This window comes from Kitasatospora sp. NPDC057198 (genome assembly GCF_042670125.1).
In the GTDB taxonomy this organism is placed as follows: Bacteria; Actinomycetota; Actinomycetes; order Streptomycetales; family Streptomycetaceae; genus Kitasatospora.
Genome location: NZ_JBHUWH010000206.1, coordinates 1 through 13,036, shown reverse-complemented (window position 1 = coordinate 13,036; position 13,036 = coordinate 1). Strand labels below are relative to the sequence as shown.

Genomic DNA, 13,036 nt, shown 5'->3' with positions numbered 1-13,036 from the left:
ACCGGAAGGCGATCCGGTCGGGGGCCCCGCCGCGCGCGCCGCTCAGCCCTTGGCCAGCAGCGCCTGCGCGTGCTCGCGGACCTGGTCGCGGGACAGGTACGCGTCGGTGTACTCGAAGTCGCGCAGCCGGGCCGGCTGCCGGGCCAGGAAGCCGGTGCGGACGAAGTCGTCGCCCGCGGTGGCGTTCAGCAGCCAGTTCGCCGCCGTGCGGTACTTCGCGGCGTTGGTGCGCATCGCCATCACGTGGTAGCCGCGGGCCACCGCCTGGGCGGGCGCCCCGTGCAGCTCCACGCCCAGCGGCTTGGAGACCGCGTCCTTGCCGCCGAGGTCGACCACCAGCCCCAGGTCCCGGTGGAAGTACGGCTGCAGCGGCTGGTTGCGCAGCGCCGCCACCAGGTTGTCGGCGACCTTCTTGCCCTGCCGGGCCGAGTGCTGCGCGGTCGGCGGGCACACCGCCCCGTCGCCCTTGGCCAGGTCCGGCACCGCCGCCGCGTCGCCGAGCGCGAACACGCCCTCGAACTGCGGCACCCGCATCTCCGCCGTCACCGCCAGGCGCCCGCGCACCGTCTCCGCGTCCAGCGTGCCGACCAGCGGGGAGGCGGCCACGCCGGCCGTCCAGATCAGCGTGCGGCACGGCAGGCTGCGCCCGTCGGTGAACTTGACGGTCTCCGGGCCGACCTCGGCCACCGACACGCCCAGCGAGACGTCCACGCCGCGCCCGCGCAGGATCTCCATCGCGGTGGTGCCGAGCTTGTCGCCCAGCTCCGGCATCAGCCTCGGCGCGATGTCGATCAGGTGCCACTTGACCAGGTGCGGGTCCAGCCGCGGGTACCGCTTGACCGCCGCCGTGGTCAGCCGCTGCAGGCAGGCCGCCGTCTCGGTGCCCGCGTACCCGCCGCCGACCACCACGAACTGCAGCCGGGAGGCCCGCTCGTTCTCGTCCATCGACGCGGACGCCAGGTCGAGCTGGGCGATCACGTGGTCGCGGATGTAGGTGGCCTCGGCGAGCGTCTTCATGCCGCGCGCGTAGTCCGGCAGGCCGGGGATGTCGAAGGTCCGGGTGACGCTGCCCGGCGCGAGCACCAGGTAGTCGTACTTCTCCGCCACCACCTCGTCGGTGATCTTGCGGACCACGGCGACCTTCGACCGCGGATCGATGCCGATCGCCCCGCCCGGCACGATGTGGGTGCGCCGCAGCGAGCGCCGCAGCGAGATCGCCACCGACTGCGGGGTCAGCACCCCGGCCGCGACGTGCGGCAGCAGCGGCAGGTACAGCTGGTACGAGAACGGCGTGACCAGGGAGATCTCCGCCTCGGAGGGGGCGAGCTTGCGCTCCAGGCGGCGCGCGCACTCCAAACCGGCGAAACCGCCGCCGACGATCAGGATCCGAGGTCGTTCCATCTTCATCCCCTACTGTGTGCAGGTCCGTGAGTGGCAAGGACGACTGTTGGCCACACTCGCACGGGGTAACGGCGGGTGCATCTCCAACGGCTGCCGGGCGCCTGCCCGCAGGGGGCGGGACCATGCCTCCGTCCGGGCCGCTACGCTGTCCGGATGCTCCCCGAGGTGACGGCCGTCCGCTACGCGACGCCGCTGCGCGAAGGCGGTTCGATGCCCGGCCTGGTCGAGGCCGACGACCGCCGCCTGTACGTCCTGAAGTGGGTCGGCGCGGCCCAGGGCCGCAAGGCGCTGGTGGCCGAGGTGCTGGCCGGCGAACTCGGCCGCCGGCTCGGCCTGCCGGTGCCCGAACTCGCCCTGGTCGACCTGGACCCGGTGCTCGCCCGCAGCGAGCCCGAGACGCAGATCCAGGACCAGATGCGGGCCAGCGGCGGCACCAACCTCGGCATGGCGTACGTCTCCGGGGCGCTGAACTTCGACCCGCTCTGCTTCGAGGTGGAGGACGACACCGCCGCCCGGGTGCTCTGGTTCGACGCCCTGATCGGCAACGTCGACCGCTCCTGGCGCAACCCCAACCTGCTGGTCGCGGCCGGCGGCCTGCGGCTGATCGACCACGGCGCCAGCCTGATCTTCCACCACAGCTGGCCGGGCGCCGAGAAGTGGCGCCGCAAGCCCTACGACGCCTCCGACCACGCGCTGCGGCACGCCGCCGCCCACCTGCCGGAGGTCGACGCCGACCTCGCCGACCTCGCCGGGAAGGCGCTGCCCGCCGCGATCGCCGCCGTCCCGGACGTCTGGCTGGCCGACGAGCCCGGCTTCGGGACCCCCGACGACGTCCGCGCCGCGTACGCCGCACAGCTCACCGCCCGTCTCGCCGGGCCCCGCGACTGGCTCCCGGAGGTGGCGTCCTGATGGAGCCCGTCCACGAACCGCCCCGCCACGACTACGAGTACGCGCTGATCCGGGCCGTCCCCCGGGTCGAGCGCGGCGAGTGCGTCAACGTCGGCGTCCTGCTGTACTGCCGCACCGCCGAGTACCTGGGCGCCCGCACCCACCTCGACCAGGGCCGGCTGCTGGCCCTGGACGCGCTGGCCGACGTCGCGGGCGTGCGGCGCGCGCTGCGCGGCGTCGAGGCGGTCTGCGCGGGCGGCGAGGCCGCCGGCCCGGCCGCCCGGGACAGCGCCGGGCAGCGCTTCCGCTGGCTCACCGCGCCGCGCAGCGCCGTCGTCCAGCCCGGACCGGTGCACACCGGGCTGACCGCCGACCCGGAGGCGGAACTGCACCACCTGTTCGACCGGCTGGTGCTCTGAGCGGCCCCGCCGGGGCGGCCGTGCACGGAGCGTCCACCGGATCCGCAAACTACTTGCCAGACTCAATACTGGAGTCACTGAAACGAATGGGCGTACCCTGACCGCCATGGGCAGCAGCACAGGCCGCGGCACCGCCGCCACCGCACCCTCCGCCACCGAACTGATGGAGCGGATCGCCGCCGTCGGCACCGCCTACTTCCAGGACTTCTCCGCCGCCGCGGCCCGCCACGGCCTCAACTCCTCGCAGGCCAAGGCGCTCAAGGCCGTCCTCGAACCCGTCCCGATGCGCGCCCTGGCCGGCCGGCTCGGCTGCGACGCCTCCAACGTCACCGGCATCGTCGACCGCCTCGAAGCCCTCGGCTACGCCCGCCGCGAAGCCGCCGCCGCTGACCGCCGGGTCAAGATCGTCACCATCACCGGGCAGGGCCGCGAGGTACTCGACCTGATCCGCGACGACATGACCCGCGCCCGCGCCGCCTTCGACAGCCTCGACCCCGAGCAGCGCGCCGCCCTCGCCGGCCTCTGCGACCAGGTCCTCCCGCTGCTGCAACGCCCCTGCACCCCGGCACCGGCACCGTAGCCGTGACTGTCGGTGGTGTGCCGTACGCTCACCGGATGCACCAGGACCAGGGCAACGGATGGACCGCCACGGGGCTGCACTGGCAGGACGGCGCGCCCCGCCTCACCGCCACCGACGGCCGCGAGCGGCACGACCGGCCGCTCGCCGCCGGCACCCCCGTCGCCTGGCGGATCACCGGCCCGCGCCGCTGCACCGGCGCGTACACCGAGCGCGGCCACCGCCCCTGCCCGCACCGCGCCGCCGTCCCCGCCGAGGGCACCCTCAGCCAGTGCCCGCCCTGCCAGAACGCCGACCGCGGCCTGCAACTCGCCCGGGACCGCATCCTCGACGACGGCCGCCGGTACCGGCTCTACCTCGCCTGGTTCGCCCCCGGCCTGCTCAAGGTCGGCCTCACCGCCGCCGAACGCGGCACCGCCCGCCTGCTCGAACAGGCCGCCCTCACCTGGACGTTCGTCGCCCACGGTCCGCTGCCCGCCGTCCGCCGCGCCGAACTCGCCCTCGCCCGCGCCCGGCTGGCCCGCGAACGGATCCCCGCCGCCGCCAAGTACCCGGCCTGGTGGAGCCTGCCCGCCCCCGCCGAACGGCACGACGCGATCACCGCCGCCCGCACCCGCGCCCACCGCCTGCTCACCGAACAGGGCCACGACCAGCTCGACCTGCCCACCGACCACCCGGTCACCGACCAGGTCGAGCTGTTCGGCCTCACCGGCGGCGCCCCCGACCACTACCAGCAGGTCAAGGCCCTCACCGACGGCGCCCGCCTGACCGGCCGGCTGCGCAGCCCGATCGGCGGACACCTCTTCCTCGACCGCCCCGACGGCCCCCCGCTGCTCCTCGACACCCGCCTGCTCACCGGCTGGACGCTGCACCCCGCCCCCGGCGCCCCCGGCTGCGACGGCCTGGCCCTGCTCCCCAGGACCCGCCCCGCCGCCGAACAGGACACCCTGTTCTGAACCGGCCGGCCCGGCTCAGCCCCTCTTGCGGGCCTCCTGCTTCTGCCGCGCCCCCAGCGCCGCCAGCGCCATGTCCTGCGCCTGCGACCTCAGGTTCTTGTAGCCGTACCCGCGGTCCGTCAGCCACAGCTCCGCCGCCGTCTCGGCCCGCACCGACGCCGCCACCACGTCCTCCTCCGCCTCCCCGTGCTCCAGGAAGCGGAAGGTGAAGAACGGCCGCGCCGACAGGTCGTACACCAGGTGCCCCTCCTCGGTGAACTCCGCCCGCAGCACGTCGTGCTCGGCGGCCTCGGCCTGCAACTCGGCCCGCTGCTCGTCGGTCAGGGCGTCGAAGGAGCCGCGGACCGTGATCCGGAAAGTGCGCTTGGTCATGCCCCGGACCCTAACCGCAAGCACCCGCCGGGCTCATCCCGGTTTCCGGACGCGCTTAGTCCTCGCCCGACCTGGACTGTTAGGCTTGCGAAACGTGAGCGCGAAGCCCAAGATCCCCAATGTCCTGGCCTCCCGGTACGCCTCGGCGACCCTGGCCCAGCTGTGGTCCCCCGAGCACAAGGTGGTCCTGGAGCGCCACCTGTGGCTGGCCGTCCTCAAGGCGCAGCAGGACCTCGGCATCGAGGTGCCGGCCACCGCGATCGCCGACTACGAGCGGGTGGTGGACCAGGTCGACCTGGCGTCCATCGCCGAGCGCGAGAAGGTCACCCGGCACGACGTGAAGGCCCGGATCGAGGAGTTCTCCGAGCTCGCCGGGCACGAGCAGATCCACAAGGGCATGACCTCGCGCGACCTCACCGAGAACGTCGAGCAGCTGCAGATCCGCCAGTCGCTGGAGCACGTCCGCGACCGCACGGTGGCCGTCCTGGTCCGCCTCGGCCGGCTCGCCGCCCAGTACGCCGAGCAGGTCATGGCCGGCCGCTCGCACAACGTCGCCGCCCAGGCCACCACCCTCGGCAAGCGCTTCGCCACCGCCGCCGACGAGGTCCTGGTCGCGTACGTCCGCCTCGAGGAGCTGATCGCCCGCTACCCGCTGCGCGGCATCAAGGGCCCCGTCGGCACCGCCCAGGACATGCTCGACCTGCTCGGCGGCGACGCCGACAAGCTCGCCGAGCTGGAGCGCCGGGTGGCCGGCCACCTTGGCTTCGAGAACGTCTTCACCTCAGTCGGCCAGGTCTACCCGCGCTCGCTCGACTACGACGTGGTCTCCGCGCTCGTCCAGCTCGCCGCCGGCCCCTCCAGCCTCGCCAAGACCATCCGCCTGATGGCCGGCCACGAGCTGGTCACCGAGGGCTTCAAGGCCGGCCAGGTCGGCTCCTCGGCCATGCCGCACAAGATGAACACCCGCTCCTGCGAGCGCGTCAACGGCCTGGCCGTCATCCTGCGCGGCTACGCCTCGATGACCGCCGAGCTCGGCGGCGACCAGTGGAACGAGGGCGACGTCTCCTGCTCGGTCGTGCGCCGCGTCGCGCTGCCGGACGCGTTCTTCGCCTTCGACGGCCTGCTGGAGACCTTCCTGACCGTCCTCGACGAGTTCGGCGCCTTCCCCGCCGTCATCGAGGCCGAACTGGACCGCTACCTGCCGTTCCTGGCCACCACCAAGGTCCTGATGGGCGCGGTCCGGGCCGGCGTCGGCCGCGAGACCGCCCACGAGGTCATCAAGGAGCACGCGGTCAACGCCGCGCTCGCCATGCGCGAGGGCGCCCGCGAGAACACCCTCGTCCCGGGCCTGGCCGCCGACCCGCGCATCCCGCTCGACCACGCCGCCCTCGACGCGCTGCTGGCCGACCGCCTCTCCTTCACCGGCGCCGCCGCCGCCCAGGTCGGCGAACTCGTCCGCCGCATCGAGGCGGTGGCCGCCGCCCACCCGGAGGCCGCCAAGTACGCGCCCGGCGACATCCTCTGACAGACCAGCCGCCAGGCCGGACCGAGTCCCGGTAGGACCGTCGCACTGCGAGGGACTGCCGGGACTCGCGCCTCCCCGGGCCGCTCGGCGGCCCGTCCGCCATCATGGGTGAGGGAGGTGCGCGATGGGATTCGGGTTCCGGATCGGCGTCCCCGGCATCGGTCTACGGGTCTCCACCCGCGGGATCCGGGCTTCGGCCGGACCGCGGATCGCCAGGGTCAGCGTCGGTAGCGGCGGAGCCCGGCTCTCCTCAGGTCTCGGCCCCTTCCAGGCATCCGCGCGGCTGGGCGGGGGCTCCTCCCGCCGCCGCACCCGTTCTCCGTCACCCGCCCGGCCGGCCCGTGCCCAGCAGCAGGCCGAGCGGGCCCGGCGGGAGGACGAGCGCCTCGCCGCGATCGCCGAACTGGCCGAACTCCACCGGCGCACCACCACCGCTCACCTGGAGCACTTCCCGCCCGCCGAACCGCCCCGCGTCCCCGAGCCGCCGCTGCTCGGCCCCGACTGGGCGCTGGACGTCCTGCGCGCCCACCACCTGCGGGACGTCCCCCGGATGGCCCGGGCCCGGCGGGCCGAGGGAACCCGCGCCGCCGAACGCGACGCACCCGCCCACCTGGCCGCCGAGACGGCCCGGCTCGCCGCCGTCCACGAACAACTCGCCGCCGAGGCCGCCCACTGGTGGGCCGCCCTCGAGGGCAACGACGAGCAGACGGTGTGCGCCGCCGTCAACGCGGCCTTCGCCGACAACCCCGCGGCGGGCTGCGCAGTGGGCCTGGACGGACCGGTGCTCTCCGTCGTGATGCGCCAGCAGGACCTCGACACCATGCCGACCCGGCTGCCCGGCCGCACCCCGGCAGGGCGCCCCACGCTGAAGGCCCTTCCGAAACGGGACCTGATCCGCTGGTGGCTGCACACGCTGAACTCCGCCGCCGTCGCCACCCTCAAGGAGGGCTTCGCCGTCGCGCCCGGCGTCACCGCGATCGACCTCGCCGTCCTCAGCCGCCTCCCCGGCACCCGGCGGCTCGGTTTCGTCGCCTTCGGCCGCTGGACCCGATCGGCGATCGCCGCCGGTCCCTGGTGCACTCCCGAAGACGCGCTGCGCTTCCTCGACCTCGGTCAGGACGTCGCCTGCTCGGTGACGACCACGCCCTCCGGGAACCCCTTCACCACCTTGCGCCCGCTGCCGACCGACCGGATCCCCGGTCTGCGGCACCTGCTCGACCTGCTCCAGGAGGACGGGGAGACGGACGGCGCCCCGGATCCGCTCCCGCCGGCGACCCTCGACGCGACACTCGCCGAACCCGTTCCGGCCGTCGACCGGCACCTCGAAAGCCCCTACCGCATCCGGCCGTTCGCCGTGCGGCTGCTCGACACCGCCCCGGACCCGCCGACCGCCGTCACGGACTGGCTACGGCTGCAGTTCCTCGCGGGCGGCGCCGACGCGGACCTCGCCCTGCTGCTCCTGGACGCCGACCGCCGGGTGAGCGGCGACTTCGACCTGGTCTTCCACCGGCAGCCGGTCGGCGGTGACGGTGCGGTCCGGGTGCACGGAGAACTACGGGAAGGCGACCGGCGGGCCGAACGCGCCGGCGTCGACCTGCGTGCGCTGCCCGACCGCGTCCGGCGGATCCTGATCGCGGTGGGCACCGACGCGCACGGCGGAGTGCCGCTCGCCGACCTGCACGAGCCGCTGCTCACGCTGCGGGCCCCGGACGTCGGGGCCTGGCGCATCGCGGTCACCCCCGACCCGCGGGCCGGTGCCGAGACGGTGGCCGAACTCGTCCGCGGAACGGCGCCCGGCTCGCACCGGTGGGAGGTGCGGACGCTCGCCCGCCCCTGGACCGGAGGGCTGACCGCACTGGTCCGGACGTACGGCATCGACGCGGACTGACACGACGGGCAGGAGGCTCCGGGCCCCGCGCCGGGCCCGTCGAACCCCGTGCGTGCGGGGCGTCGACGAGTGCGCACCCGACCTCGCCCACCGCACGACGACCCTAGGGCCGCTCGCGCCCCGCGCCGCCCTGGTCCGGGTGGATCGGGGGCGTGGTCGGGGCGCAGTACCAGTCGCAGTCCGGTTCGGCGACCGGGTGGGGCGGGGCCAGGGCGTCGGAGCGGACGGTGGCGAAGGCCAGGGCGGCGCCGGCGGCGAGCAGGGCGGCGCAGATCAGCATCGAGGTGCGGAAGGCGGCGTCCACCTCGGCCGGGACGCGGTAGGCGTCGCCGCTCAGGCCGGCCAGCGGGGGGATCGCGGCGACCGCGAACAGGCCCGCCGCGCGGGCGGCCGCGTTGTTGACGCCCGAGGCGATGCCCGCCCGGCGGACGTCCACCGCGGCCAGCACCGTCGCGGTCAGCGGGGCGACCAGCAGCGTCATCCCGGCGCCCTGCACGGTCACGGCGGGCAGCACGTCCCGCCAGTAGTCCGCGTCCGGCCCGATCCGCAGCATCAGCAGCACGCCCGCGGCCACCACCAGCGGCCCCACCGTCAGCGGCAGCCGCGGCCCCACCGCCCGGCCCAGCTTCCCGGCCCGGCCGGAGAACAGCAGCATCAGCACGGTGATCGGCACCAGCGCCACCCCCGACAGCAGCGGGGTGAACCCGGCCACGATCTGCAACTGCACCGTCAGCAGCAGGAACACCCCGCTGAACGCCCCGTACACGCACAGCGTGACCAGGTTGACCGAGGTGAACAGCCGGGAGCGGAACAGCGACAGCGGCAGCATCGGGTTCGCCGAGCGGTGCTCGACCAGCACGAACGCCCCGGCCAGTGCCAGGCCCGCCGCCCCGGCCGCCAGCGCGCCCGGGGTCGGCCCCGCGCCGGCCTCGGTCAGCGCGTAGGTGATCCCGGCCAGCGCCAGCGCCGCCAGCAGCGCGCCCGGCACGTCGAAGCGGCCCGAGGCGTCCGGGTCCCGGCTCTCCGGGACGTGCCGGGCCGTCACCGCGACCACCACCGCGGCCAGCGGCAGGTTCAGCAGGAAGATCCACCGCCAGCCCGGCCCGTCCACCAGCCAGCCGCCCAGGAACGGGCCGACCGCCGCCGCGACCCCGCCCAGCCCCGACCAGGCGCCCACCGCGCCCGCCCGGTCCTCCTCGGCGAACACCGCCTGCAGCATCGCCAGCGAACCGGGCGTCAGCAGCGCCCCGCCCACCCCCTGCAACGCCCGTGCCAGCACCAGCAGTTCGACGTTCGGCGCGGCCGCGCACCCGGCCGAGGCGAGCGCGAACCAGCACACCCCGAGCAGGAACACCCGCCGCCGCCCGTACCGGTCGCCGAGCGAGCCGCCCAGCAGGATCAGCGCGGCCAGCGTCAGCATGTACGCGTTGACCGTCCACTGCAGCGCCGCCAGCCCCGCGCCCAGGTCCGCGCCGATCCGCGGCAGCGCCACGTTCACCACCGTGCCGTCCAGCATCGCCATGCCGGAGCCCAGCGCCGTCGCCGCCACCACCCACCGGCCGCGGCCCGTGCCGAGGCGGATCACGTTGTCGTCCACGCTCAGAGTCTCGGGCAGCGCGGCGGCGGCGGGGGCGCGGCGCGCAGGCGGCGCGGCGCCGGGAGCGGGCGGCGGGTCAGGGCAGCAGCGCGGCGCGCCGCCAGGAGCGGGCGGTGGCCGGGGTGAGGACGCCCAGGTCGGCGAAGAACTCCAGCGCCTTGCGGGCCCAGTCGGTCCGGGCCTGCCGCCAGTGCGGGTTGGCCTCGGCGGCCCGGCGGGCCGCGACCGGGTCCAGCCCGGCCAGCGCGTACACCCGCGGGTGCACGATCTCGGCCACCGCCTGCCGGGCCAGCAGCGCCAGCGCCCGCCGGAACACCGCCTGCCGGGCGGCCGGCATCGCCGCCCAGCGGCGCTCCAGCTCCGGCTTGGCGTAGCCGATGTGCCGGGCCTCCTCGACCACGTGGATCCGGGCCACCGCGCGGGCCAGCGGCTGCAGCGACTCGTCGCGGATCATCTCGCGCTGCATCGCGTCGGTGAACTCCTCGACGAAGATCGCCCCGGCGAAGGTCATGGTGGTGTCGTTGAGCAGGAAGTGCAGCTTGCCCAGCCGGTCCGCGCGCCGGGTCGGCCGGGCCGAGGGGTAGCCGGTGGCGGTGATGTAGCGGGCGAACATGGTCGAGTGCCGGCACTCGTCGGCGACCTCGGTCAGCGCGTACTGGGCGTGCCCGGTGGTCAGGTCGCCCGCGTAGACGTGCCGGATCAGGCCCTCCATCAGCACCAGCTCGAACCAGATCCCGGCGGCCGTGGTGGACGCGAACTGGTGCACGCTCAGCCGGGCCCGCGCCCGCTCGTCCAGCCGCTCCCACAGCGGGGTGCCGTACAGCGCGACGCGGTGCGCGGGCAGCGCGTAGTGGTCCGGGTCGACGGGGGCGGACCAGTCGATCTCGGTGAGCGGGTCGTACGAGTGCTTGGCGGAGGCGCGCAGCAGGCGCGCGGCGTTGAGCTCGCGGTCGGCGTTGCGCTGCCGGGCGGGGGACTGCGGCGCCGCGGCGGGGCGCTGCGGCGGGGTGGCGGTGTCGGACACGGGCGGGCTCCGGAGGGTGGGGTGCGGCGGGGGCTCCAGGACGAGTAAACCAATGAGACAGACTGTCAACAAGGGGTCCGGGCAGATCAGCGGCGACGGCCCCGTCCGCGTGCGACCCCGCCCGGCCCCGCGCAGACTGGCCGCATGGACCCGGTCACCGCCCTGGAACGCATCGCCTTCCTGCTGGAACGCGAACTCGCCTCCCCGCACCGGGCCGAGGCGTTCCGCACCGCCGCCCTCGCCGCCGCCGCGCTGCCCCCCGAACCGATCGACGCCGCCCAGGCCGAGCGCCTCCCCGGCGTCGACCCGGTCGCCGCCCGGGTGATCGCCGACGTCTCGGTCGGCCGCACCCCCCAGTACCTCCTGGAGACCGAGGCCCGCGCCGCCGCCGGACCCGCCCCCTCCACCGCCGCGCTCCGGCTGCGCGAGAAGCTCCAGGGTGACTGCCACCTGCACTCCGACTGGTCCGACGGCACCGCCCCGATCGAACGGATGGCCCGCACCGCCCGCGCCCTCGGCCACCACTGGGCCGTCCTCACCGACCGCGGCCTCGGCCCCGACCGCCTGCGCGAACAACTCGACCTGATCGAGGAACTGAACCCCCGGCTGGCCCCGTTCCGGCTGCTCACCGGCACCGAGTGCGAGATCCTCCCGGACGGCACGCTCGACCAGGACGAGGACCTGCTCGGCCGGCTGGACGTGGTCGTCGCCTCCGTCCACACCGACCCGCCGGCGGACCCCGACGCGATGACGCACCGCCTGCTCGCCGCCGCCCGCAACCCGCTGGTCGACGTCCTCGGCCACTGCACCGGCCGCGGACTCGGCGCGGAGCCCCGCCCGCCCGCCGCGTTCGACGCCGCGGCCGTCTTCACCGCCTGCCGCGAACACGACACCGCCGTCGAGATCAACTGCCGCCCCGACCGCCAGGACCCGCCCGACGACCTCCTCGCCCTCGCCGCCGACCTCGGCTGCCTGTTCGCCATCGACACCGACGCCCACGCGCCGGGCCAGCTCGACCGGCAGATCGACGGCTGCGAGCGGGCGGTGGGGGTGGGGTTGGAGGCGGAGCGGGTGATCACGGCGTGGTCGGTGGAGCACCTGTTGGCGTGGGCGGGGGCGCGCTGAGGGGCGCCTGCGGCGGGCTGGAGGGTGAGGTCGGGGGGCGGGGCGCGGTGACCTCCCGGGGCGGTGACGTGTTGTCAGTGCGGGTCGCTATGCTGCGCCGATGACTGACGTGCACGAAGTGGTGAGGATCAGGCCGTCGGCGTTCCACGCGGCGAGTGGGACGCAGGACTGGCGGGTGCTGGGGGAGGGGGCGTGCGCGTTCTTCCGGACGGGGTCGTTCGGGGCGGGTGCGCGGCTGGTCGGGGCGATCGGGGAGGCGCTGGCGGGCGTCGGGGAGGCGGACGTGGACCTGCGGCCGGAGGGCGTGACCGTCCGGCTGATCGAGGCGGGGGAGGAGTACTACGGGCTGACCGAGCGGCACGTGGAGCTGGCCCGGCTGGTCTCCGGCGTCGCCCGGGAGCACGGGGCGGTGGCCGATCCGGCCGGCGTGCAGACCGTCCAGGTCACCGTCGACGCGCTGGACGTGCCTGCCGTGGTCGCGTTCTGGCGGGCGCTGCTCGGCTACCGGGACCGCTCCGGCAGCCCGGAGGACCTGCTCGACCCGGCCCGCCGCGGCGCGCCGTTCTACTTCCAGCAGATGGACGGGCCCCGCCCGCAGCGCAACCGGGTGCACGTGGACGTCTGGGTGCCGCACGACCTCGCCGAGGCCCGGATCGCCGCCGCGATCGCCGCGGGCGGCCGCCTGGTGACGGACGAGCACGCCCCGAACCACTGGGTGCTGGCCGACCCGGAGGGCAACGAGGCGTGCGTCGGCGCCGCGGGGGCGGCGGGCTGACGGGGCCTCGGACGGCCCGGGGCGGCCCCGTGCGGTCTCAGGCGGGCTCGACCAGGCGCTCGCCCAGGCTCTCCAGGGTGTCGTCCTTGAGGCCGAGCCCGGCGCGGGCGTAGCTCTCGGCGTCGCCCCAGTGCCCGGCGAGGACGTCGAGCGCGGCGTCCAGGTACTCGGCGCGGACGGAGAACAGGGCGTCCGCGATCTCCGGGTCGCCGCCCGCCGCGACGAAACGTTCCACTAGCGGGGCGTAGTGCGTGCGGACCGCCGGGTCCACGGACAGGTACTCGGTGCGGACGGTCTCCTCGTCCGCGCCGAGCAGCAGCAGGAGCAGGGCGGCGCCCCAGCCGGTGCGGTCCTTGCCCGCGGTGCAGTGGAAGAGCACCGGGCCGCCGCCCCGGTGGGCGAGCGCGGTGAGCAGCTGCTTGTACGCCTGCCGGGCGGAGGCCGAGGCGACGAACGCCCGGTAGTCCTCGCGCAGGGCGCTCGCGGCCC

At 75.3% G+C, this 13,036-nt stretch carries 13 protein-coding genes; 8 read left to right on the top strand and 5 right to left on the bottom strand.

All coding sequences use genetic code 11. The annotated features are described in order from the left end of the window. Positions 1–42 precede the first annotated feature (42 nt). Entirely contained in the window at positions 43–1,401 is a 1,359-nt protein-coding gene (locus ACFUEL_RS22440; protein ID WP_380238327.1) for an NAD(P)/FAD-dependent oxidoreductase, read from the bottom strand. 153 nt (positions 1,402–1,554) lie between these two features. On the opposite strand from ACFUEL_RS22440, the gene ACFUEL_RS22435 reads away from it, so the two are divergent. The 4 genes from ACFUEL_RS22435 (at position 1,555) to ACFUEL_RS22420 (ending at position 4,241) form a co-directional block, all read left to right on the top strand. After that, complete coding sequence (locus ACFUEL_RS22435) at positions 1,555–2,310, top strand: HipA family kinase (protein ID WP_380238325.1); 756 nt, start codon at positions 1,555–1,557, stop codon at positions 2,308–2,310. Further along, positions 2,310–2,708, top strand: a complete 399-nt coding sequence (locus ACFUEL_RS22430) for a DUF3037 domain-containing protein (RefSeq protein ID WP_380238323.1) — start codon at positions 2,310–2,312, stop codon at positions 2,706–2,708. The genes ACFUEL_RS22435 and ACFUEL_RS22430 overlap by 1 nt, the downstream gene beginning before the upstream one ends. Before the next feature lie 106 nt (positions 2,709–2,814). After that, a complete protein-coding gene (locus ACFUEL_RS22425; protein WP_380238321.1) occupies positions 2,815–3,288 on the top strand; it encodes a MarR family winged helix-turn-helix transcriptional regulator in 474 nt (157 codons plus the stop codon). Positions 3,289–3,323: 35 nt separating this feature from the next. Then, positions 3,324–4,241, top strand: coding sequence for a DUF2797 domain-containing protein (locus ACFUEL_RS22420; RefSeq protein ID WP_380238319.1), 918 nt, complete (start codon positions 3,324–3,326; stop codon positions 4,239–4,241). Between the two features lie 15 nt (positions 4,242–4,256). Here the strand turns inward: ACFUEL_RS22420 and ACFUEL_RS22415 are convergent, their stop codons facing one another. Further along, positions 4,257–4,613: a DUF6204 family protein gene (locus ACFUEL_RS22415; RefSeq protein ID WP_380238317.1), complete on the bottom strand. Its 357-nt coding sequence runs from the start codon at positions 4,611–4,613 to the stop codon at positions 4,257–4,259. A 94-nt stretch (positions 4,614–4,707) separates the two neighbouring features. On the opposite strand from ACFUEL_RS22415, the gene purB reads away from it, so the two are divergent. Together purB and ACFUEL_RS22405 are read left to right on the top strand one after the other, a co-directional pair. Further along, a complete protein-coding gene (purB, locus tag ACFUEL_RS22410) occupies positions 4,708–6,138 on the top strand; it encodes an adenylosuccinate lyase (protein ID WP_380238316.1) in 1,431 nt (476 codons plus the stop codon). 124 nt (positions 6,139–6,262) lie between these two features. Then, positions 6,263–8,026 (top strand): TerD family protein, encoded by a 1,764-nt coding sequence (locus ACFUEL_RS22405; protein ID WP_380238314.1) that lies wholly within the window; start codon positions 6,263–6,265, stop codon positions 8,024–8,026. 103 nt (positions 8,027–8,129) lie between these two features. Here ACFUEL_RS22405 and ACFUEL_RS22400 read toward each other — a convergent pair whose 3' ends face one another. After that, positions 8,130–9,629, bottom strand: a complete 1,500-nt coding sequence (locus tag ACFUEL_RS22400; RefSeq protein ID WP_380238329.1) for an MFS transporter — start codon at positions 9,627–9,629, stop codon at positions 8,130–8,132. Between the two features lie 70 nt (positions 9,630–9,699). Beyond that, positions 9,700–10,647, bottom strand: a complete 948-nt coding sequence (locus ACFUEL_RS22395; RefSeq protein WP_380238312.1) for a diiron oxygenase — start codon at positions 10,645–10,647, stop codon at positions 9,700–9,702. Positions 10,648–10,791: 144 nt separating this feature from the next. On the opposite strand from ACFUEL_RS22395, the gene ACFUEL_RS22390 reads away from it, so the two are divergent. Both ACFUEL_RS22390 and ACFUEL_RS22385 read left to right on the top strand, forming a co-directional pair. After that, positions 10,792–11,772 carry a PHP domain-containing protein gene (locus ACFUEL_RS22390; RefSeq protein ID WP_380238310.1) on the top strand — a complete coding sequence of 327 codons (981 nt, stop codon included), beginning with the start codon at positions 10,792–10,794 and terminating at the stop codon, positions 11,770–11,772. Positions 11,773–11,872: 100 nt separating this feature from the next. Then, positions 11,873–12,547: a VOC family protein gene (locus tag ACFUEL_RS22385; protein WP_380238308.1), complete on the top strand. Its 675-nt coding sequence runs from the start codon at positions 11,873–11,875 to the stop codon at positions 12,545–12,547. 37 nt (positions 12,548–12,584) lie between these two features. Here ACFUEL_RS22385 and ACFUEL_RS22380 read toward each other — a convergent pair. Further along, positions 12,585–13,036, bottom strand: a 452-nt coding sequence (locus ACFUEL_RS22380; RefSeq protein WP_380238306.1) for a tyrosine-protein phosphatase, incomplete at its 5' end; no start/stop codon positions are given.

What these genes read in the sequence shown, in the direction of transcription:
- ACFUEL_RS22440 (WP_380238327.1), bottom strand. Translation starts at nt 1,401, where the DNA reads ATGGAACGACCTCGGATCCTGATCGTCGGCGGCGGTTTCGCCGGTTTG.
- ACFUEL_RS22435 (WP_380238325.1), top strand. Translation starts at nt 1,555, where the DNA reads ATGCTCCCCGAGGTGACGGCCGTCCGCTACGCGACGCCGCTGCGCGAA.
- ACFUEL_RS22430 (WP_380238323.1), top strand. Translation starts at nt 2,310, where the DNA reads ATGGAGCCCGTCCACGAACCGCCCCGCCACGACTACGAGTACGCGCTG.
- ACFUEL_RS22425 (WP_380238321.1), top strand. Translation starts at nt 2,815, where the DNA reads ATGGGCAGCAGCACAGGCCGCGGCACCGCCGCCACCGCACCCTCCGCC.
- ACFUEL_RS22420 (WP_380238319.1), top strand. Translation starts at nt 3,324, where the DNA reads ATGCACCAGGACCAGGGCAACGGATGGACCGCCACGGGGCTGCACTGG.
- ACFUEL_RS22415 (WP_380238317.1), bottom strand. Translation starts at nt 4,613, where the DNA reads ATGACCAAGCGCACTTTCCGGATCACGGTCCGCGGCTCCTTCGACGCC.
- ACFUEL_RS22405 (WP_380238314.1), top strand. Translation starts at nt 6,263, where the DNA reads ATGGGATTCGGGTTCCGGATCGGCGTCCCCGGCATCGGTCTACGGGTC.
- ACFUEL_RS22390 (WP_380238310.1), top strand. Translation starts at nt 10,792, where the DNA reads ATGGACCCGGTCACCGCCCTGGAACGCATCGCCTTCCTGCTGGAACGC.
- ACFUEL_RS22385 (WP_380238308.1), top strand. Translation starts at nt 11,873, where the DNA reads ATGACTGACGTGCACGAAGTGGTGAGGATCAGGCCGTCGGCGTTCCAC.